This is a genomic window from Veillonella parvula, assembly GCF_032577575.1.
Taxonomy (GTDB): Bacteria; Bacillota; Negativicutes; order Veillonellales; family Veillonellaceae; genus Veillonella.
In genome coordinates this window covers 262,214-283,845 of sequence record NZ_JAWFVO010000001.1, presented here as the reverse complement: position 1 = coordinate 283,845, position 21,632 = coordinate 262,214, and the positions used below count along the sequence as shown (strand labels likewise).

The 21,632-nt window shown below is 36.6% G+C and carries 20 protein-coding genes; all 20 read right to left on the bottom strand.

Annotated elements, in window-relative coordinates; all coding sequences use genetic code 11:
- Window positions 1-3 precede the first annotated feature (3 nt).
- The gene (locus E7K77_RS01340; RefSeq protein WP_060919777.1) at window positions 4-1,242 is read right to left on the bottom strand and encodes a methionine gamma-lyase family protein; all 1,239 of its coding nucleotides are present in this window, start codon (window positions 1,240-1,242) and stop codon (window positions 4-6) included.
- Window positions 1,239-2,168 carry a tRNA (adenosine(37)-N6)-dimethylallyltransferase MiaA gene (gene miaA / locus E7K77_RS01335; protein ID WP_278457562.1) on the bottom strand — a complete coding sequence of 310 codons (930 nt, stop codon included), beginning with the start codon at window positions 2,166-2,168 and terminating at the stop codon, window positions 1,239-1,241. Before miaA ends, E7K77_RS01340 begins: the two co-directional genes overlap by 4 nt.
- Window positions 2,165-2,977, bottom strand: a complete 813-nt coding sequence (locus tag E7K77_RS01330) for a class I SAM-dependent methyltransferase (RefSeq protein ID WP_024061694.1) — start codon at window positions 2,975-2,977, stop codon at window positions 2,165-2,167. Before E7K77_RS01330 ends, miaA begins: the two co-directional genes overlap by 4 nt.
- A gap of 1 nt (window position 2,978) precedes the next feature.
- The gene (mutL, locus tag E7K77_RS01325) at window positions 2,979-5,024 is read right to left on the bottom strand and encodes a DNA mismatch repair endonuclease MutL (protein ID WP_215675683.1); all 2,046 of its coding nucleotides are present in this window, start codon (window positions 5,022-5,024) and stop codon (window positions 2,979-2,981) included.
- Complete coding sequence (mutS, locus tag E7K77_RS01320; RefSeq protein WP_278457560.1) at window positions 5,024-7,657, bottom strand: DNA mismatch repair protein MutS; 2,634 nt, start codon at window positions 7,655-7,657, stop codon at window positions 5,024-5,026. The genes mutL and mutS overlap by 1 nt, the downstream gene beginning before the upstream one ends.
- A 26-nt stretch (window positions 7,658-7,683) precedes the next feature.
- Window positions 7,684-8,484 carry a class I SAM-dependent methyltransferase gene (locus E7K77_RS01315; protein ID WP_060919773.1) on the bottom strand — a complete coding sequence of 267 codons (801 nt, stop codon included), beginning with the start codon at window positions 8,482-8,484 and terminating at the stop codon, window positions 7,684-7,686.
- A gap of 228 nt (window positions 8,485-8,712) precedes the next feature.
- Window positions 8,713-10,026: a tRNA (N6-isopentenyl adenosine(37)-C2)-methylthiotransferase MiaB gene (gene miaB / locus E7K77_RS01310; protein WP_060919772.1), complete on the bottom strand. Its 1,314-nt coding sequence runs from the start codon at window positions 10,024-10,026 to the stop codon at window positions 8,713-8,715.
- 8 nt (window positions 10,027-10,034) lie between these two features.
- Window positions 10,035-10,910 (bottom strand): Asp23/Gls24 family envelope stress response protein, encoded by an 876-nt coding sequence (locus tag E7K77_RS01305; protein ID WP_004695710.1) that lies wholly within the window; start codon window positions 10,908-10,910, stop codon window positions 10,035-10,037.
- 15 nt (window positions 10,911-10,925) lie between these two features.
- Window positions 10,926-11,753 (bottom strand): PHP domain-containing protein, encoded by an 828-nt coding sequence (locus E7K77_RS01300; RefSeq protein ID WP_060919771.1) that lies wholly within the window; start codon window positions 11,751-11,753, stop codon window positions 10,926-10,928.
- Between the two features lie 116 nt (window positions 11,754-11,869).
- Entirely contained in the window at window positions 11,870-13,588 is a 1,719-nt protein-coding gene (locus E7K77_RS01295; RefSeq protein ID WP_278457557.1) for a proline--tRNA ligase, read from the bottom strand.
- Window positions 13,582-14,667, bottom strand: a complete 1,086-nt coding sequence (ispG, locus tag E7K77_RS01290) for a flavodoxin-dependent (E)-4-hydroxy-3-methylbut-2-enyl-diphosphate synthase (RefSeq protein WP_325305936.1) — start codon at window positions 14,665-14,667, stop codon at window positions 13,582-13,584. The genes E7K77_RS01295 and ispG overlap by 7 nt, the downstream gene beginning before the upstream one ends.
- 18 nt (window positions 14,668-14,685) lie before the next feature.
- On the bottom strand, window positions 14,686-15,702 hold the full coding sequence (gene rseP / locus E7K77_RS01285; RefSeq protein WP_325305934.1) for an RIP metalloprotease RseP: 1,017 nt from the start codon (window positions 15,700-15,702) through the stop codon (window positions 14,686-14,688).
- 8 nt (window positions 15,703-15,710) lie between these two features.
- On the bottom strand, window positions 15,711-16,856 hold the full coding sequence (locus E7K77_RS01280) for a 1-deoxy-D-xylulose-5-phosphate reductoisomerase (RefSeq protein WP_004697114.1): 1,146 nt from the start codon (window positions 16,854-16,856) through the stop codon (window positions 15,711-15,713).
- Between the two features lie 18 nt (window positions 16,857-16,874).
- Entirely contained in the window at window positions 16,875-17,699 is an 825-nt protein-coding gene (locus tag E7K77_RS01275; protein ID WP_004695698.1) for a phosphatidate cytidylyltransferase, read from the bottom strand.
- Window positions 17,700-17,702: 3 nt separating this feature from the next.
- Window positions 17,703-18,467 carry an isoprenyl transferase gene (locus tag E7K77_RS01270; protein ID WP_004697327.1) on the bottom strand — a complete coding sequence of 255 codons (765 nt, stop codon included), beginning with the start codon at window positions 18,465-18,467 and terminating at the stop codon, window positions 17,703-17,705.
- On the bottom strand, window positions 18,448-18,699 hold the full coding sequence (locus tag E7K77_RS01265; protein WP_004697100.1) for a hypothetical protein: 252 nt from the start codon (window positions 18,697-18,699) through the stop codon (window positions 18,448-18,450). Before E7K77_RS01265 ends, E7K77_RS01270 begins: the two co-directional genes overlap by 20 nt.
- Complete coding sequence (frr, locus tag E7K77_RS01260; RefSeq protein WP_008713847.1) at window positions 18,699-19,259, bottom strand: ribosome recycling factor; 561 nt, start codon at window positions 19,257-19,259, stop codon at window positions 18,699-18,701. Before frr ends, E7K77_RS01265 begins: the two co-directional genes overlap by 1 nt.
- Window positions 19,260-19,264: 5 nt before the next feature.
- Window positions 19,265-19,990, bottom strand: coding sequence for a UMP kinase (gene pyrH, locus E7K77_RS01255; protein ID WP_008713845.1), 726 nt, complete (start codon window positions 19,988-19,990; stop codon window positions 19,265-19,267).
- Between the two features lie 62 nt (window positions 19,991-20,052).
- Entirely contained in the window at window positions 20,053-20,733 is a 681-nt protein-coding gene (gene tsf, locus E7K77_RS01250; RefSeq protein WP_004695689.1) for a translation elongation factor Ts, read from the bottom strand.
- 98 nt (window positions 20,734-20,831) lie between these two features.
- On the bottom strand, window positions 20,832-21,584 hold the full coding sequence (gene rpsB, locus E7K77_RS01245) for a 30S ribosomal protein S2 (protein WP_004695687.1): 753 nt from the start codon (window positions 21,582-21,584) through the stop codon (window positions 20,832-20,834).
- Between the last annotated feature and the right edge of the window lie 48 nt (window positions 21,585-21,632).

Sequence of the window (21,632 nt, the reverse complement as noted above, 5' to 3'; positions counted from 1 at the left end):
ACATTATCTATGTTTTAATAGTTCTTCAGCAGCTCCTAAAATACCAAGCATGGAATGTTCAAACACTAGGCCACCCTGCATGAAAATTGTATATGGTGGACGTATAGGACCATCGGCACTGAGTTCAATAGAGGAACCTTGTACAAAGGTACCACCAGCCATAATGATTTTATCTTCGTACCCAGGCATATCCCCAGGAATAGGATGTACGTGAGCATCTACAGGAGAATAGGCTTGCATACCTACACAGAAATGCTCCATTTCTTCCCCATTTTTCAGATTAATGGCTTGAATCAAGTCATAGCGATCAGCATTTACCTTAGGGAATACATCATAGCCTAGTAACTCACCTACAGCAGCCGTATATACAGCACCTTTAAGAGCTTGTAATACTACGTGAGGTGCCATAAATAAACCTTGGAAGAACAAGCGATAACCAGGAGCATATGAACCCATATGATCACCAAGTCCAGGAGCTGTCAATTGATATGCTGCATCCTCTACAAGGTTTTCTCTACCAACAATATAACCACCAGTTGGTGCTAAACCGCCACCTGCATTTTTAATGAGAGAGCCAGCCATAATATCAGCACCAGCTTCTAATGGTTCTTGCAGCTCTGTAAATTCACCGTAACAATTATCTACGAAACAAATCGTTTTAGAATTTTTAGCTTTTACAGCATCAACAATAACCTTAATATCTGCAATAGATAAAGGTTCACGTGTGCTATAGCCTCGAGACCGTTGAATGACTACTACCCGCGTATTATCGTTAACAGCGTTAGCAATAGCTTCAACATCATAAGTATTATCTTTCAATGGTACCTCAGTATAGGTAAAGCCTTTTTCTACTAAAGAACCACGTACTTCACGAGCGGCACCGATAACAGATTGCATCGTATCATAAGGAGCCCCTACGGCATAGATAAACTCTGTCCCTTTAGAGCCATTTCCCATCAAAGAAATTAATGTAGTAGCTAACGCATGTGTACCAGAAACAAAATGAGGACGAACGATAGCCTTTTCACCTTTAAATACATAGGCAAATACTTCATCTAATTTCTCACGCCCTACGTCGTTATATCCATAACCAGTAGTACCAGTGAAATGATAATCAGATACTTGGCATTCCTTAAAGGCTTCTAATACTTTTTTTGTATTGGCCAATGCAATAGGTTCAAATTTCTTAAATTCTGGTTCAGCCATTTCTAGGGCTTTACTACGTATTTCTTCTAATGTCATGCTAATCCTTCTCTACGGATTAAATCCATAGCTTTATTAAATATAAAATCTTTAGATGTATTGCTATCAATATGTATCCATTCTATATATGGCATACGTTTATACCATGTAATTTGGCGCTTAGCAAAGTGACGTGTATTCTTCTTAATTAAGTCACGACACTCATCTAATGTTATATTGCCATTTATATAGTCTACAACCTCTTTATAGCCAATACCTTTAAAAGCTTGGCAATCTGGATTCACTCCAGATTTTATGAGTTGTTCCACCTCTTCAATTAAACCCACATCAAACATCATATCAACGCGTAAATTGATACGTTCATATAATTTATCACGATCTCTCATGAGACCGATGACAGGCCCTTTATAGGATACACCATCTTTTGTCTGATTTCGCAACGAATCTACATCACCATGATGCAATATCTCAATAGCTCGATACAAACGATGTTTGTCGCTATATTGTATCTCTATATTATGCTCTTTACCTAATGTGAAAGCATAGTCTCGTAAGCCTTCAATACCTTTTGTACTATAGAGCTCATCAAGTTCTGCTCGCAAATATTCGTCAGGTTTAACATCATTAAAGTTGTAGTTCTCCAATAATGATTGGACATACAGTCCTGTACCACCAGACAGAATAGGAAGAATATTTCTATCTTTTAATCTTGCAATTATTTCTTTAGCTTGATCTTGAAAAATAGATACCGAATATGAATCATTGGGTTCCAGTATATCGATGAGATAATGTTTCACCCGATTAAGTTCATCCACCGATGGTTTAGCGGTACCAATATTGAATTGTTTATAAACCTGGTAAGCATCACCAGAAATAACCTCAGCATGTAGCTGTTCTGCTAAGTCCAAGGTAAGATCTGTTTTGCCTACCGCAGTAGGTCCAACGATGGTTATTAAGGGATTCACAATAACTCCTTCATATATACTCCATAACCTATACGGCTATATTTTCCCCCCACCCATTGGTGAGGTGGATATTTCTGAAAGACAGAACTAAATGGTCGTTCTTTAATGATAACACCATAAGAGGCAACACGCATAGCTTCCTCCATAATTTTATCATCAATACGACTTTCCACAGTATGTCCACGAAGTGGTTTAAATTGAGGACTATCCTCTACAGGGACCTCAAACATAGGATCAAAATAAATAATATCTATACTTTCATCTGGTAGATTAGGTACATAGTTTTCAAAGGTATCATAACTTACCTCAATACGACGTAATGCGTCCGTCACACTTTTCACATTATGCGAATAATGAGCTAAACCATAAGATGTAGCAAGCCATATAGGTAAAGAACCTTCTAGACCTTTTATTTTAGCCTGAAGAAAAGCATAGCTCACGACGATACTGTCACTACCAAGACCAATTGTACAATCAAGAAACGAAAATTCTTCTTTATCAGTTATTTCATTAGTACTTAGTATTTTCTGAACAGCATTAATTAAATAATCTCCTTCTCCACGTTGCAAACGTAGTATACGTAATTGAGCCATGGATAAATGAAAGCTATGTTGCTGATTATCAGGAAAATGAATAGTTAAGCCATTACCAGAAAGAACAGCAATAAAATCACATGGATGAGCATTAAATAATGCTGGTATAGATAATTTTCCTCTTTTTATATAGGCCATATGCATAGAGGAAGCCAAAGCTTTGGCTTCCTCTTGAATGGCCTCATTAGATTTTTGAGCTGTAGTTAATATATTCATATTAAGACCGTAAGAATAATTTACCTAATTCATCAGGTGTAAATTTGATAATCGTAGGACGACCATGAGGACATACATATGGTTTTTCGGTACTAAATAAGTCCTCAATTAAGGTAGTCATTTGATACATATTTAAATTATGACCTGCCTTGATGGCCCCTCTACAAGATGCATAAGCTAACATTTCATGTCGTAATTGGGCCTTAGTAGGCTGTTGATGATCATGTAAGTAAGAGAATATATATTGCAGAATTTCAAATGCTTTTGACTCTACTAAATCTACTGGAGCCCCTACTAATTTTATCTTAGTAGGACCACCTAACTCTACATCAAATCCAAGATCAAGTAATGTTTCTCGTTCTTCCTCTACTAAATTCATTTCATCATCTGTGGCCTCACTATACTGAGGAACCAAAATAGATTGCATAGGAATCGATTCAGAAGACTTACACAACTTATCATAACGCACACGCTCATGTGCAGCATGTTGATCTATGATATATAGATCATCACCTTTTTTAGCTAATATATAACAAGATGCAACTTGACCCATTGGTAAAAAGCCCGAGTTTTGAATTGTACGATCTTCTATCTCTTCGTTACGAATATCGTGAGACAAGGATTTAAACTTCTCTACATCTTCCGAAGTATAACTAGTGTAAGCAGTAGGAACAGCTTCAAAACTTTTATCTACAAAAGAGGATTGTTCATAAGTAGCCTTAGGTGCAGGTGGTGTATACCCCTTTGTTTTAAGGTTTTCCACAAACTGCGAAGTTTCACCGCGCATGACTTCATAGCCTTTTGTACGGCGTCCACCAAAAACCTTATCATAATCTATAGCTGTTGCTATATGTTCAGCAGACTGCATTGAATCGTGTACAACAGTAGGTACTTGATAAGAATCATAAGTAGTATTACCAGCTAAGGATGTACTATTAGAACTAAACTTCTTAATATCACTATTACTATTACTAGCAATATCATTACCATATTTATCGGATATGTTAGCAACTGTACCAGTCATATAAGATGATGACTCTCGTTCGTATCTCTCATGGAGTGGATTATTTAAAGCATTTAAGATACCGTGATATACGGCTTTAAATATAATCTTATCATCTGAGAATTTAACTTCACTCTTGCGAGGATGTACGTTTATATCAACCATTCTCGCAGGCACAGTAATATTTAGTACCACTAAAGGATGACCATTTTTCGGCAATAGTGCATGGTATGCATTATCGATAGCCTTCATTATGGTTTTATCAGAAATCACGCGATTATTGACGATAATGGTCTGCCATATCCTTGTACTTTTAAGAAGTGTGGGCTTACTCACTACGCCATCGATATAGATAGAATCACTTTCATAAGCAACAGTAAAAATATCATCTTTGGTTTTATATCCATATAGCGCAGCTACAGTATCACTAATATCGCCATTTCCTGGTGTGATAATAGCTACCCGATCATCTATGATAAGCTTAAAAGAAATATGTGGATTACTTAGAGCTAATTTCCCTACAATATCTTGAATTTTAGAGGCTTCTGTACGCTCCGTTTTTAAGAATTTACGACGAGCCGGCGTATTATAAAATAAATCTTTAATTTCGATAGTTGTACCAGGTGCCGCACCATAAGGAATGCAATCGGTAAAAGTGCCGCCATCAACAGTAATACGAGTCCCCAAATCAGAGTCTGCTTTACGAGTAGTCAAAGAGAAATGAGATACAGAGGCAATACTAGCCAAAGCCTCCCCACGGAAGCCTAGGGACGCAATATCAAAGAGGTCCTCTACTTGTTGAATTTTAGAGGTTGCATGACGTAGAATCGCCAAACGAGCATCTTCCTCCGTCATACCGATACCATTATCAGTAATCCGCATATAGGCCACACCGCCTTCACCAATTTCAACCTCAATATTAGTGGCAGACGCATCAATAGAGTTTTCTATGAGCTCTTTAATAACTGATGCGGGACGTTCAACGACTTCACCGGCAGCTATCTTATTGATTGTCGTTTCATCCAATACGTGAATGGTTGCCATTATTTCCCGCCTCCTTTACGAGCCTCCTCTTGTAGTTCATATAATTTATTTAATGCTTCAATTGGAGTCATGCTCATTACATCGACTTCCAGTAAGCTATCTACTACGGAATGGCTAAATAAATTGCCTAGTGGAGAATCACTAACTTGCTTAACCGCTGGTTTTGCCACATTAGTAAGTTGAGCACCCATAACTCGATTATTTAAGTCACTTGCATCATGACTTTGATCTTCCAAGGATTCTAAAATCACTTCAGCTCGTTTTAATACAGAGTTAGGTAGGCCCGCCAGTCTGGCAACATGGATACCATAACTGCGATCTGCACCACCTTTAATGATACGACGCAAGAAAGCAACATCTTTCCCTTTTTCTTTAACTGCAACGGTATAATTTTTTAATTTACTATAGCTTTCTTCTAAGCAAATCAATTCATGGTAGTGCGTTGCAAATAAAGTCTTGCTATGAATATGCTTACAAATATGTTCCACTACGGCTTGTGCGATACTCAAACCATCAAAGGTACTCGTACCCCGACCAATTTCATCGAGAATAATTAAACTATTATGGGTAGCATTTTCTAAAATATACGCTACCTCTTTCATTTCTACCATGAACGTGCTTTGACCAGTAGAAATATCGTCGCTAGCACCGACACGTGTAAAAATACGATCCACAGGTGAGATAGATGCCTCACGAGCAGGGATAAAGGAACCAATCTGTGCCATAATCATTAAGATAGCCGCTTGACGCATGTAAGTAGATTTACCTGCCATATTAGGGCCTGTAATGAGTAAGAATTCCTCATCATCATGATTTAGAACGATATCATTTGGTACAAATACCTCTCGTTTTAAAAACTTTTCAATAACTGGATGACGACCATCACGAATATTGATTTGACCATTCATCACAATAGTTGGACAAATATAGTTTTCTTCGTATCCAACTAATGCTAATGAGCATAATACATCAAGGTCTGCAAGAGCACGAGCCGTTTCTTGCACATCTTTGATAACGAGTTTAATATCATTACGCAATTGTTGATATAGTTCGTGCTCTAAAGCGATGATTTTATCTTTTGCGCTGAGAATTTTAATTTCAAACTCTTTTAACTCAGGCGTAATATAGCGTTCAGCATTGGCCAGAGTTTGTTTTCGTATGAAATAGTCTGGTACTTGTTCTGATTTACTATGGGATACCTCGAAATAGTAGCCAAACACTTTATTATAACCAGTCTTAATTTTTGAAAGCCCTGTAGCTTCTTTAATATCCGCTTCCATCTTAGCAAGCCATTGCTCGCTATTAGTCGCTAAAGAACGTAGCTCATCTAAATCAGCATTAAATCCATCTTTAATAACACGACCGTCTTTTAATGTCAACGCTGGTTGCTCTGCAATAGCTCGACATAATAAGTCATAAATATCTTTATGATTTTGCATGCGCTCATTAATAGATGTTAAAGCTAGACTTGAACATGTACCTAATACATTCTTAATATCAGGTAGAACTGCTAATGACTCACGAAGAGCCGTTAAATCTCTGGGAGACACAGATCCGGTTTCAACACGACCAACGATGCGTTCAAAATCGTAAATACAATCTAAAAAGTTACGAATATGAGAACGTTCAGCACCGCGTGTAATAAGTTCTGAAACGGCTGCTTGACGACGTTGTATTTGATTTATATCAGTTAATGGACTTTCAAGCCATTGTTTTAAAAGGCGTGCCCCCATTGGTGTCAACGTACGATCTAGTACATCCAGTAAAGTACCTTTTTGCCTACCATCGCGTAAATTATGAGTAATTTCAAGGTGCCGCAAAGAAGATGTATCAAGAATAAGGCGATTACCTACACTTAATTGATGTACATAGTTGATATGAGAAATTTCAGATTTAATGATATCCTCTAAGTACAAAAGCATATAACCTAATGCTTCCCATACATCCTCTTCCATAAGGCCTAAATCACCGAAATGAGTTACAGCTTTTTCAGCTACTTCACGTTGTGTATAGTATGTAGAAAAAGGAGAAAATACGACATTACTAAATTGATTTTCAATAAAATCCTGAATATCTTGCGGTAATATCGTTCCTTCAGGCAATATGATTTCACTTGGTCTATACATGCTGAGTGCATCGTACATATCACTGCGTTTTTCACAATCAGTGATGCGGTGCCAAATAACTTCCCCTGTAGATACATCAGAAAACACAAGAATCCACGTATCTTTTACCATATAAAATAATGATAAAAAGTTATTTGACCTTGCATCGTTGCCATTTTCTGTCATCACTGTACCAGGAGTAACAACTTTAATGACATCGCGCTTAACAATGCCTTTAACTGCTTTAGGATCTTCTAGTTGTTCGCAGATAGCAACTTTATATCCTTTTTTTACAAGCGTTTCTATGTAGCTTTCAGCCGCATGAAAAGGAACGCCACACATCGGTGTGCGTTCCTCATCTCCTGTAGGACGACCTGTTAAGGTAATATTAAGTTCACGTGATGCGACTAAAGCATCATCATTAAATAATTCATAAAAATCACCTAATCGAAAGAACAATAATTCTTCAGAGTATCTAGATTTAATATCTAAATACTGCTCCATCATAGGTGTTTGCTTTTTACTCATATTCACCTCATATATTATGAGTCATATCACAGATTCCGCTTATATTCATATATTCCCATACGATTATTAAACAAATATATAAACGGGTATAATAATTTATAAACAATAGGTGCTAAGGATAACATACTTCCTGTAAAATTAATCAGTCCAGTCTGTTTAAGCTTAGGATTCATAACTACAATTTCATGACCGTCCTTAGTTCCCCACTGAAAAGAAACATTCATTTTACTAAGCATATCATGTTGTTTAGTGCGTTTCGCCACATATGGAGAAATCATATCAAGATATAACGTAAATTCTTCAAACGAATCTGTCAGTAAACCTAAAAACTGCTTCATTTCATCCAGTGTAAGATACATAACTACACCTTCACTAACAAGCAATAGTTTTCGTCCATTTACCTCAATATTTTTAGTCCACAATTCATCAGTTATAGAACTCACTAAATTATGGACTCGTTCATGAGGCTCAAAAAAATGTGTACGTGCCTCAATCACTCCAGCAAAATCGATATTATACCAATCAATATAACCGTTGTCGACTCGATAAAACATAGTATCTAAACCGGCACCTAATGATACGACGATACAATCTGGATATAGAGATATAAACTTTCGTATCTCATCATCGATTACTTTTGCTCGTCCTAAAATTCCATAATAAGACATCTTAACATCTTTAAATTGATCAAAATCATAATCAATATGCTTTAAAATATCCCAGGATTTCTGATCCTTTAATACAGATTGATCTGACTCATAATCTTTCGCTCTTGCATATAGTGTCAATAATGCCGTTTCGCCTACAGCGTTTAAATCAAGTTTCATAGTTACACCTTCTTTGTAAAAATACAAAATGTAAATGGTGTTCATACCTATGAATATCTTCAATATACAACTTTTATATTATTCTATTATTATAACACATATAATTTCTAATCAGCATCTATGGTAAAAAAGAACATCGCCACCACATGTTTAGCAAACTAATTTTAGATAAAAAATCTAACCTTAGAGTTAACATAATAGTGACGAGTTCTTTTTGATTCTAATAGTTTATTTTACAATACTACCATAACAAACCCATGTTTGAGCTTTATCGATATGAGCTGGTACAGTTTGACCAATTGATAAGGAGTCATCCTTAGGGAATAAAACCATTTTATTACCAGATGTACGACCGAACCACATGTCTTCATCACGAGGACTTGGTCCCTCTACAATAATATCAAATACTTGTCCTTCCATAGGTTTATTTAATTCATAAGAGATTTCATTTTGTACATCCATCAATGTTTGTAAGCGAACGCGCTTAATCTCTTCTGGAATTTGATCATCCATAGTTGCTGCTGGCGTTCCGGAGCGCTTAGAGTAGATAAACGTATACGCCATGTCATAGCGCACATCTTTTAATAATTGTAATGTAGCTTGAAAATCTTCCTCAGTTTCTCCTGGGAAACCTACAATGATATCCGTAGTCACCACCACATCTTTTATTTTTTCACGGCAATAAGAAAGTAATTCTTTATAATGCTCTACCGTGTAATGACGATTCATTTTCTTTAAAATACGATTGGAACCAGATTGAATAGGTAAATGTAAATGCGTTACAATATTGGATGACCTACCAAGAGCATCAATCATAGACTTACTCATATCTTGAGGATGACTTGTCATATAGCGAATACGTTCTATACCAGGAATACCATCAAGAGCATCAACTAATGTACCAAAATCTGTACCATCTTTAAAATCTAGGCCATAAGAGTTTACATTTTGCCCCAATAAAGTGATCTCTTTAAATCCTTTAACCCCTAGGTCTGTAACCTCTTTAACAATGGCCTCTACAGGACGGCTAATCTCTCTACCACGTACATGGGGAACAATACAATAGGTGCAAAATTTATTACATCCATTCATAATAGGTACCCATGCATAAAAAGAGCCATTTGGTTTTGCCTCTAATTCAGGCAATACAGAGTTATCCATATCTACGCTGATTTGATGCGTATGTCCATGTTGTACTTCTTCAATCATCTCGTTAATATGTTGAATATTATGAGTACCCAATACAATATCAATATGAGGAGCTCGTTTAAACATTTCTGCTTGATTTTTTTGAGCCATACATCCTGTGACGGCGATAATCAAGTTTTTATTATTACGTTTTAGTCTTTTTAGCTCACCTATGCGCCCATAAACTTTAGTTTCTGCATTTTCACGCACTGCACAAGTATTTAGCAGAATTAAATCTGCAGTTTCAACATTCTCTGTTGGTATATACCCAACAGATTCAAGCTGATGCGATAATCGCTCAGAGTCGGCGGTATTCATTTGACAACCATAGGTGTAAATATAATAAGACTTCATTCTAACTCCTACACTTTAACAATCTTACGTTTTGTTTCAATAATATTCTTAACTTTAATGGACATGCGTTCAATAGACATGCCGGTAATATATTCAATTTCATTGCGAACAGATTTTTGTACCTGTTGCATCAACGGTTTAACAGGATATCCATGTTCAATAACTACAGCCATATCAACAACAAGACCGTTTTGACCTTTGTCGCTTTTTTTAAAAGAAATTATACTGGTCTCATCGACACCAGCTACTTTTTTTAACCCATTTCTAATCAATTTAATAATTACTTCATCGTCAAAAGTGAGTCGACCATAATAGCTAAAAGCAGGCCGTACAACAGAACGTTCAAATCCTTCAGAACCAATTTGACCTAAGGTATCTTGATCTTGTTTTTTCAAAGTCCTGCGGCGCCACATGGTTTTGATTGGATCAATCAAATACCCCCTAAAGTGTGGCTTTAATTCCATAGTCGGCACAGGAATTATATGTTTACCCTCTTTAAGACGTGCATGTTGTGCCTTTTCAATTTCCTTAGGTGTTGCAACATCTTCTATACGAATATATCGATCAGGTTCTTGTAAGCCTAAAGCTTTAGTAATCTTCTTAACCATATTATCAGAAGTGCCGATAATCATAAGCTTATTAGGTTTAATCTTATCTAATTGTTCTCGTACGGATTTAACTTGTACTTCGTCTTGAAAAATAGCACGACGAACAGCTTTTAAACGACTAGACTCTTTTTTTGCAGAAAAGCCAGCTACAATTTTATTATCATGAATCAAAATACCATCATCGATGATACATTCAATTTTATTTTCATGAGCAACTACGAGGGCACGATGACTTTTACCTGTGCCACTACTACCTACAAATGCAACGACTTCCATAGCCTACCTCGTCATTTATAACAAACTAATAAATTCTGATACATCCTTACCAGATACTAAGTAATCACCAAATCTATCAGGTTTCTTGCCTACAATACCATGGTAATCAGAACCACCAGTAATAAATAGCTTATGCTTTTTAGCGAATTCTTTATATCGCTCCACATCATCATCATTATGCTTTGAGTGATATACCTCCATACCATCAAAATCATAATTTAACATTTCCAACACATATTCATCACTGGTAACCAATTTAGGATGAGCCATAACAGCAAGTCCTCCAGCTTTATGTATAATATCAATAATATAAGGAACCTCTACTTTTACCTTAGGAACATAGCAAGGACTATCTTTTCGAAGAATACCTTTAAATACATCATTAATATCCTTGGCATAACCACCATCAATTAAAAGTTTACCAATATGTGGGCGACCATAAGCTTTAGTATCAGGAAATTGTTTAATGAGCTCTTCTTTTGTAATATAATATCCTTCATTGTTACAACGACGGATAATTTCATCGATACGTTCTTCACGTTTTCCTTTAAAAAACGTAATAAAATCGATTAAATCTTTATTATTTTCATCAAAACAATATCCTAAAATATGAATTGACTTATCTTTATAATCAGCACTAAATTCACAGCCATTTACGATTTTAATAGATTCATTAGGATCTAACTCTTTTTGAGCAGCACGCAATGCTTGAATGCCGTCTATTTCATCATGATCGGTTAAAGCCATCATAGATACATTACAGTCTATGGCATGTTGCAATAGATCTTTAGGTGTTTCAACACCATCTGAAAAGATGGAATGCATATGAAAATCTACAAGCATATAGCACCTCCATTCCAAATATTCTATCATTTAATTATGACTTATTTAATCTATTAATTCAAGTTTAGAAAGAAAAATTGCGACCCTAATGAACATTCACTAGAATCGCAATTCTATTATAAGTTTTGAAGCAATTCTGTTACTTTATCAGCTACAGAATCAATAGCACATGGAAGAGTTTCTCCAGACTTACGGATTTGAATTTCTACTTCGTTATTCTCAAGAGTATTTTTACTTACTGTAATGCGAAGTGGATAACCAATCAAATCAGCATCTTTGAACTTAACACCTGCACGATCTTTACGATCATCTAACAATACATCTACACCAGCATTTTGTAATGCAGTATAAATAGTTTGACTAGTAGACATTAATGCTTCGTCTTTTGCATTAATTGGAACAATAACTGCTTCAAATGGAGCGATAGAACGTGGCCAAATAATACCATTTTCATCGTGATATTGCTCAATAGCAGCAGCTAGTGTACGAGATACACCGATACCATAGCACCCCATAATCATTGGATTAGGACGACCATTTTGATCTAAGAATGTAGCTTGTAATGCTTCAGAATATTTTGTACCCAATTTAAATACTTGACCTACTTCAATGCCTTTAGCATGTTCTAAAGCACCACCACATTTAGGACACACATCGTCCTTCGTGATCAAACGAATTGGAGCAACAATAATGTCTTCTACATTAAAGTCCCGTTTTGGATTAATATTAACGTAGTGAGCATCTTTTTTATTAGCGCCACCACAAACATTGTAAGTTTCCATAACAGATTCATCAACAACAATAGCAAATTCTTCTGTTTGTTTTAAACCAATAGGACTGATGAAACCAGCTGTTAAACCTACTTTTTCTAATTCTTCAGGGGTAGCCATCTCAGGCTCTACAGCACCAAGAACGGCATGTTGTACAGCAACTTCATTTACTTCATGGTCACCACGAACAATGGCTAATACCACTTTACCATCAATAGAAAATACTACCGCTTTGATAGTTTTATGTAATGGTAAATTTAACATGTCTGCCACAGCTTCAATAGAACTTGCATTTGGTGTATCCACAACAGATAACTCATGAAGAACTTCTTCGTCTTGCTTCATGATACCAGGCTTGCCGATTTCAATGTTAGCTGCATAATCACACTTAGTACAATATACGATATCAGCTTCACCAGCTTCGGCAATGGCCATGAACTCATGCGTACCACTACCACCTATTGCACCACTATCAGCCTCTACTGGGCGGAATGTAAGACCACAACGTGTAAAAATACGTGTATATGCATCGTACATAGATTTATAGGACCCATCTAAACCGGCTTCATCTACATCAAAAGAATAAGCATCTTTCATAATGAATTCTCGGCTACGCATCAAGCCATAACGTGGACGACGCTCATCACGGAATTTACTTTGAATTTGATATAAGTTAACTGGTAATTGACGATATGAGTTAATCTCATTTTTAACGAGGGTTGTAATCATCTCTTCATGTGTTGGTCCTAGACAGAATTCATTATCATGACGATCATTGATACGCATCATTTCTGCGCCATATGCGTTCCAACGGCCAGACTCTTTCCAAATTTCTGCAGGCTGTAAAATTGGCATCATAATTTCTTGAGCACTAGCACGATCCATTTCTTCACGTACAATGGCTTCAATCTTTTTGATACTTCTCCAACCCAATGGTAAAAAACTATATAAACCATTTGCAGTTTTACGCATAAAACCAGCGCGAAGCATAAGCTGTTGGCTTACTACATCAGCGTCAGATGGAACCTCACGCAATGTAGGTGCATATAATTTAGTGGCTAACATAAAGACTCCTCATCTAAATTTTCTAAATATTGGTCAATTTCTCTAAACAATGTATCTACTAATTCGGCTTCTGGTACAGTCTTAATAACTTTCCCTTTACGGAAAATAATACCTTGACCATCACCACCAGCAATACCAAAGTCGGCCTCACGCGCTTCCCCTGGACCATTTACAACACACCCCATAACGGCAACCTTAATAGGCGCTTTTATGGATGCTAGACGTTCTTCTACAATACCAGCCATATCAAATAAATTTACTTGGCAACGGCCACATGTAGGACAAGATATCATAGTGGCCCCAAAATTTCTTAATCCTAAACTACTTAAAATACTTCTACCTACTTCAATTTCGTGAATTGGATCTCCAGTTAAGGATACCCGTAATGTATCACCAATGCCATCGAGCAATAATGCACCAATCCCCATAGCAGATTTAATAGTGCCTTGTTTAATAGTACCAGCTTCTGTTACCCCTAAATGTAACGGATAAGGAATCTTATCAGATAACTTACGATATGCTTCCACCATTAGAGGTACTTCCGTTGCTTTAATGGATAATTTCATTTGACGATAATCGAGTTTTTCTAAAATTCTTACGTGTTCTAAAGCTGTTTCAACCATACCATCCGCTGTAGGATGTCCTCCATGAGCATCGAGAATATGCTTTGGTAAAGAGCCTGCATTAACACCAATGCGAATTGGGATTTGTTTAGGTTTTGCCATTTCAATAACGGCTAAAACCTTATCTTCACCACCAATATTTCCTGGATTAATGCGCAATCCATCAACATTATTTTCAATAGCTTCTAAAGCTAATCTATAATCAAAGTGAATATCGGCGATCAAAGGAATTGAAATGCCCGCTCTAACAGCCTTTAAAGCCTTTGCAGATGCCATTGTAGGAACGGCGACACGAACCAGTTCACAACCAGCCTCTGCTAAATGATTAATTTCTGCAATTGCCTTCTCTGTATGTACTGGATCCGTAGTAATCATAGATTGAATACTTACCGGTGCATAATCGCCGATTTTAACTGTACCTACATAGATACCATTTGTTGGTTTACGTACAATCATTGTAATCTCCCATCTGTCTTATAGTAAACGGAAAATATCCTGCGTTGTTACATATAAGAATAATGCTACCATTAAGGCAACCCCAACCATTTGTATATACATAAGAGCTTTAGCAGGTAATCTACGGCCTGTTATAGCTTCCGCCAAGATAATAATCAAGTGACCACCATCTAAAACAGGTAATGGTAAAAGATTAATAACCCCTAAGTTAATACTAAGGAATGCAGCAAAACTTAATAGTGGTGCAAATCCTGATTGTGCAATAGCACCTGCCATTTGGGAAATTCCTACTGGACCAGATAATTCGGCTGCTTGTGTGCCACGAATCATATTGTAAATCCCACTGACCATAGCAACAATAGTTTGCCCCGTCCGACTAACAGCAAGGCTCAAAGATTCACCAATACTATAAGTTTCACGAGTAAAGCTAGGGTAGATGCCAATCTTAGGACTATCTTGTTCCATTTTAGGTATTACCGTAGTCTCTATAGTTTTTCCTTCACGCTCTACAACAACAGTTACACCATGGTTTGCTGTGCCTTGTAAGCTAGGACGAATATCATCCCAAGTACTAATTTTTTTACCATCAATCGTAATAATTCTATCGTTAGCTTCTAAATGAGCCTGTTCTGCAGAACTACCCGCAATAATGTTACCAATTACAGGTTCATTTGTATATGTAAGATTTCCTACAGTCACATTTAGGCCAAAGAAAAGTACAATGGCTAATATAAAGTTAAATACAGCCCCTGCAGAAATAACAATAAATTTTTTCCACGCAGGTTTATTATAAAAGGAGCGCTCATTAAGAGGCTCGTCAGGTGTCATACCAGCAATACGATTAAATCCTCCAAGAGGAATTATACGAATAGAATATAAAGTTTCCCCTTTTTGTACTTTAAATATGGCTGGACCAAAACCTATAGCAAATTCATCAACTTGCATACCTGACATCTTAGCTGTAATAAAATGGCCTAATTCATGAATAAACACGATTAAACCAAATACAAATATTGTGGCTAATGCCGTAATCATATATTCTCCTATAACATCAACGATGTTGCCTTTTCACGGGCCCATCTATCGATGGATAATAAATTATCTAATGTAAAATCATCTTCTGTTCCCATAGATTCAAGAACAGAAGTAACGACTTTATAAATATCACCAAAGGCGATTTTATCTTCTAAAAAGGCATATACTGCCGTTTCATTGGCTGCATTAAATACAGCAGGTTTAAATCCACTAGCACGTCCCACCTCATACGCAAGTCGAAGTGCAGGAAAATCGTCATATCGTGGAGGTAAAAACTCCAATTGTAGAGCTTGAGTAAAATCAAGATGATTCATACTTAAAACTTCACGTTTTGGATACGTCAAAGCATATTGAATGGGCTCGCGCATATCTGGATTACCTATTTGCGCTAATATTGCACCATCCTTCATACGTATCATAGAATGAACAATACTTTGAGGATGTACTACTACATCAATATGATCAAAATCAAAACCAAATAACCAATGAGCTTCTATTACCTCTAAGCCTTTATTGAATAAAGAGGCAGAATCTATAGTTATTTTATTGCCCATATTCCAAGTAGGATGTCGCAAACAATCTGCAGCAGTTGCAGTTTGAATTTTACTAGAATCCCATGTGCGTAAAGGACCACCAGAAGCAGTGACGATTAAAGAATCAACATTGTCACGTTTCTGTCCTTCTAAGCACTGAAATATAGCACTATGTTCACTATCGATAGGTAGGATTTGCACGCCATGTTCTTTAGCTAAAGTCGTAATTAATGGACCTCCAGCAACAAGAGTTTCTTTATTAGCAAGACCTATAGTCTTACCTTGTTTTATAGCTTCCACTGTAGGCTCAATGCCCGCAGCACCTACAATAGCAGTAACAATCATTGTTGCTTCTTGAATTGTAGCTGCTGCAATGAGGGCTTCCTTACCACCTATCAATTTTGTAGGACCTGTATAGCGTGCTTGTAATTCTTTAAAAGCACCTTCATCTACAAGACCCGCCACCAAAGGTTTATATTCTTTAATCTGATGTTCTAAGAGGTCAATATTATGATGTGCCACTAAGGCAACCACCTTGAATTGATCTGGATGTTGAGACACCACATCAAGCGTCTGTGTACCGATTGAGCCAGTACTGCCGATAATACTTAGGTATTTCATAAGTGTACCTCTGTGAAATTAGTACGAAAATAGTAATATATATACTAATGTAATAGGAGCCGCAAATAATAAACTATCAAAGCGATCCAATACACCGCCATGACCTGGTAATAATGTACCAGAATCTTTTACATTACATAGTCGTTTAATCTTTGATTCAAACAAATCACCTAATGGTGCTAATATACCGCTAATCATACCTACATGGATTCCCATCCACCAAGGAATGCCAACGATATACGAAAATACTGCACCTGTAAGGATACAGCCGATAAATCCACCAATAAAACCTTCTAGTGTTTTATTAGGACTAATGGATGGTACTATTTTACGTTTACCAAAAGCTCGACCTGAAAAATATGCAAAGGTATCACTAGCCCAAGTAGTAAACAATAATAACCAAAGTGTAATAGTGCCCCAGTTATATAGTTCAAAAGGCATTGATAAATTCATGTAAATTGAATCATGACGAATCAAGAGCAATGAAGTCATACCCATACCAATATATAATAAACCAAATACACTAAAGGATACACTAGACATCGAGTACTTAGTTTCACCAAATGTACACAACATATAATTGGCAAATAAACTTAATACTAAAATAGCTATAGCTATAATATACTGATGACATGCAAGAGCAATCATTAGCAATAAAATGCTAATATATCCCCATATAATGGATATCCGAACACGTTTAGCTTTACCAAGTAATACAAACTCACGCCACCCTAATAAAGCTAAAAGTGTAATTAGCACATCATACACTAATCCACCAAATGTAATGGCCCCTAAGGCAATAATAAAACCAATAACAGCGGTAATAACACGTGTTTTTAACATTTTTTATTCCTCATCACATAAGCCACCAAATCGGCGTTCTCGTTTCTGATATGCCGCCACAGCTTCAAGTAAAGTTTCCTTAGTAAAATCTGGCCAATGCAAATCGGTAAACCAAAATTCAGCATACGCTAGTTGCCATAACAAAAAATTACTAATTCTAAAATCACTACTAGGACGAATTAATAAATCTACATCGCTAAACTCTTTAGTGAATAATTGAGAACTTACATATTCTTCAGTAATTTTGTTCATTGTAATAACGCCATCCGCAACGGATTTTACAATGTCGCGAATAGTTCTAACTATTTCATCACGCCCACCATAGTTAATCGCTAACTGTAATGTGAGGCCTGTATTATTCTGAGTTAATAATTCTGCATCTTGAATGATTTTTTGTAGGTCTTCTGAAAGCCCTCCAATAAAACCAATAAATCGAATGCGTACATTATGTTCATGCATATACTTAACATTATTATTTAAGTATTCTTTTATGAGAGACATAAGTAAAGAAACTTCCTGTTCAGGACGTTTCCAGTTCTCCGTGGAGAAACCATATACCGTAAGAGCTCTAATTCCGATCTCATCTGCGGCCATAACAATTTCTTTTAATACATCTGCACCAGCACGATGCCCCATGGAGCGCGGCATGCCTCTGCGTTTAGCCCATCGTCCATTACCATCCATAATAATAGCAACATGTTGTGGAATTATATTACGATCAATGACAGGCGTATCAGAACGTTTACGGTTAAATAATTTCTTTAGCATAGTCTACCTCGATAGAATTTCCGAAGTCGCTGGCAATCATTGGTCTATATAGTAGTATATGTAAGCACTCATCAACCTTTGTAATACGTGCCACATAAAATCCTTTATCTGAAATTTCAAAGAAGCGATTAAAGGATCCACCAATCATTACCTTAAAAGGAATATGGGCAGCCTGCAAACGAGACTTTGCAAGCTGCCATGGTATTCCAATAAGGCTATTAGAATCAAACATTATACTTCTAATACGTCCTTTTCTTTTACTACTTTTAACTCATCGATTTGCTTAACTTTAGCATCGGTAAGCTTTTGGATTTGATCTAAACCGTCTTTAGCATCATCTTCAGTAATCGTTTTAGCTTTCTCTTCTTTTTTTAATGCTTCATTTACATCGCGACGAATGTTGCGCACTGCAACTTTTGCATCTTCAGCCTTTTTATGAACTACTTTAACGATTTCTTTACGACGTTCCTCAGTTAATTGAGGAATACTTAAACGAATTTGTGCACCATCATTACCAGGGTTCAAACCTAAATCAGATTGTAAAATTGCTTTTTCAATAGCACCAATCATTGTTTTATCCCAAGGTGCAATCACAATCATGCGAGGTTCAGGCACGGAGATATTCGCAACTTGATTAATGGGTGATGGACTTCCATAGTAATCAACCATTACTTTATCAAGTAGTGCTACACTAGCACGGCCTGTACGAATAGATGCGAATTCATGTTTTAAAGCCTCAATAGACTTATTCATGCGGTCTTCTGCTTGTTGTAACAATTCTTTAATTTCCATATGAATTATTCTCCTCGAACAATGGTCCCTATTTCTTCACCTTTAGCAGCTTTTGTAATATTACCAGGAATATCCATGCTAAATACAATAATAGGAATATTGTTATCTTTACATAAAGTTGTAGATGTAGCATCCATTACTTTTAATTCTTTTGTGATAATCTCGTTATATGTTAATTCATCAAATTTAACAGCATTAGGATTTGTCTTAGGGTCAGAATCATATACGCCATCTGCAAATTTCTTTGCCATTAAAATAGCATCGGCTTCAATTTCAGCGGCCCGTAATGCAGCTGTTGTATCTGTAGAGAAGTAAGGTTTACCAAGGCCAGCACCGAAGATAACGATACGTTTTTTTTCTAAATGACGAATAGCGCGACGACGAATATAAGGTTCTGCAATTTCTTGCATTTCAATAGCTGTTTGAACACGTGTATCTACACCAGCTTGCTCTAATGCATCTTGCAATGCTAAGGAGTTCATCACTGTTGCTAGCATCCCCATATAGTCAGCAGTAGCACGATCCATACCTTGATTGCTACCAGCTAAACCTCTCCATAGGTTACCGCCACCAACAACAATCGCGATTTCTAAATCAGTGGATTTTGCTAAAGCAGCAATTTCTTTTGCAAATTCTTCAACAACATCAGGATTAATACCAAAACCTTGTTCACCTGCTAATGCTTCACCACTCAACTTTAAAACAATACGTCGAAACTTTCTTTTTGCCATATTTTTACTCCTCTATTGCAAAATAAGAGAACACTGTACGGTGTTCTCTTATTGTTTATTAATTATTTACCAACAGATGCCATTACTTCTGCTACGAAGTCATCTTGGCGTTTTTCAATGCCTTCACCTAAACCATAGCGAACAAAACGACGTACGTTGATGTTTTCACCGATTTTTGCAATACTTTCATTAATGATGTCTGTAACAGTTTTATCGCCATCTTTAATGAATACTTGTTCTAATAGGCAATTTTCTTTATAGAATTTTTCAATACGACCTGCAACCATTTTTTCTAAAACAGCTTCAGGTTTTGGTTTACGACCAGCTTTAACGTCTTCTTCAGCTTCTACTTTAGCTTGTTCCAATAATACTTGTTTTTCGTGTTCAATTACTTCAGTAGGAACTTCTTCACGGTTCAAGTATGTAGGATTTACAGCTGCAATTTGCATTGCGATGTCGCGTGCTAAATTTTGGAAATCATCAGTTTTTGCAACGAAGTCAGTTTCACAGTTAACTTCCACTAAAACACCGATACGACCACCAGCATGAATGTAGGATTGTACTACACCTTCAGCTGCAATACGACCAGCTTTTTTAGCTGCCGCAGCCAAACCTTTTTCACGAAGAAGGTCAACCGCTTTATCGATATTACCGTCAGTTTCAACCAATGCTTTTTTAGCGTCCATCATACCTGCGCCAGTCATGTCGCGCAATTCTTTTACCAAAGCAGCAGTAATTGCCATTATTTTGTTCCTCCTAGTATTAATTAAGGTAAGGATATAGTCCTTACCCCAATTATATATGTTATAGATTTATCTTTCAAATGCTAATACGACAACGATTAAGCTTTACCGTCTCGAACCATTTCTGCGGAATCAGCTACCATGTTATCTAATGCTTCTTCAAAGGATTCGCCTTGACGACCTTCAAGAACAGCGTCAGCCATTTTACCAGCCAACAATTTAACAGCGCGAATAGCGTCATCATTTGCTGGGATTGGGAAATCAACTTCGTCTGGGTCGCAGTTAGTGTCAACTGTTGCAACTACAGGAATACCCAATTTTTTAGCTTCTGCAATAGCGATTTTTTCTTTTTTAGGATCTACTACGAAAAGAGCACCTGGCATTTTAGGCATATCTTTGATACCGCCAAGGTATTTTTCCAATTTATCCATTTCATGACGAAGACCGATAACTTCTTTTTTAGGCAATACTTCGAAAGTACCGTCTTCTGCCATAGCTTCCAATTGTTTTAAACGTTTAATACGAGTTTCAATTGTTTTGAAGTTAGTCAACATACCGCCCAACCAACGTTCGTTAACGAAGAACATGTTAGCACGGATAGCTTCTTCTTTAATAGCTTCTTGAGCTTGTTTTTTAGTACCTACGAACAAGATTACTTCGCCTTGGGAAGCAACTTCACGCAAGAAATTGTAAGCTTCTTCTACTTTTTTAACTGTTTTAGACAAATCAATGATATAAATACCATTGCGTTCAGTGAAGATGAATTTCGCCATTTTAGGGTTCCATCTTCTAGTCTGATGACCAAAGTGTACACCAGCCTCTAATAATTGTTTCATTGATACTACTGCCATTGTGGCACCTCCTGTTAATTAACCTCCGCCGCTTCATCCTTCGGGTCA

Coding starts and splice junctions, on each gene's coding strand:
- tsf (WP_004695689.1), bottom strand. CDS start 20,733: ATGGCAATTACTGCTGCTTTGGTAAAAGAATTGCGCGACATGACTGGC.
- frr (WP_008713847.1), bottom strand. CDS start 19,259: ATGGAAATTAAAGAATTGTTACAACAAGCAGAAGACCGCATGAATAAG.
- mutS (WP_278457560.1), bottom strand. CDS start 7,657: ATGAGTAAAAAGCAAACACCTATGATGGAGCAGTATTTAGATATTAAA.
- rseP (WP_325305934.1), bottom strand. CDS start 15,702: ATGATTACGGCATTAGCCACAATATTTGTATTTGGTTTAATCGTGTTT.
- E7K77_RS01300 (WP_060919771.1), bottom strand. CDS start 11,753: ATGCTTGTAGATTTTCATATGCATTCCATCTTTTCAGATGGTGTTGAA.
- pyrH (WP_008713845.1), bottom strand. CDS start 19,990: ATGGCAAAAAGAAAGTTTCGACGTATTGTTTTAAAGTTGAGTGGTGAA.
- E7K77_RS01315 (WP_060919773.1), bottom strand. CDS start 8,484: ATGAAACTTGATTTAAACGCTGTAGGCGAAACGGCATTATTGACACTA.
- mutL (WP_215675683.1), bottom strand. CDS start 5,024: ATGGCAACCATTCACGTATTGGATGAAACGACAATCAATAAGATAGCT.
- E7K77_RS01340 (WP_060919777.1), bottom strand. CDS start 1,242: ATGACATTAGAAGAAATACGTAGTAAAGCCCTAGAAATGGCTGAACCA.
- E7K77_RS01275 (WP_004695698.1), bottom strand. CDS start 17,699: ATGTTAAAAACACGTGTTATTACCGCTGTTATTGGTTTTATTATTGCC.
- E7K77_RS01295 (WP_278457557.1), bottom strand. CDS start 13,588: ATGTTAGCCACTAAATTATATGCACCTACATTGCGTGAGGTTCCATCT.
- E7K77_RS01305 (WP_004695710.1), bottom strand. CDS start 10,910: ATGGAAGTCGTTGCATTTGTAGGTAGTAGTGGCACAGGTAAAAGTCAT.
- miaB (WP_060919772.1), bottom strand. CDS start 10,026: ATGAAGTCTTATTATATTTACACCTATGGTTGTCAAATGAATACCGCC.
- E7K77_RS01270 (WP_004697327.1), bottom strand. CDS start 18,467: ATGCTAAAGAAATTATTTAACCGTAAACGTTCTGATACGCCTGTCATT.
- E7K77_RS01265 (WP_004697100.1), bottom strand. CDS start 18,699: ATGTTTGATTCTAATAGCCTTATTGGAATACCATGGCAGCTTGCAAAG.
- rpsB (WP_004695687.1), bottom strand. CDS start 21,584: ATGGCAGTAGTATCAATGAAACAATTATTAGAGGCTGGTGTACACTTT.
- E7K77_RS01330 (WP_024061694.1), bottom strand. CDS start 2,977: ATGAATATATTAACTACAGCTCAAAAATCTAATGAGGCCATTCAAGAG.
- ispG (WP_325305936.1), bottom strand. CDS start 14,667: ATGATTGTACGTAAACCAACAAATGGTATCTATGTAGGTACAGTTAAA.
- E7K77_RS01280 (WP_004697114.1), bottom strand. CDS start 16,856: ATGAAATACCTAAGTATTATCGGCAGTACTGGCTCAATCGGTACACAG.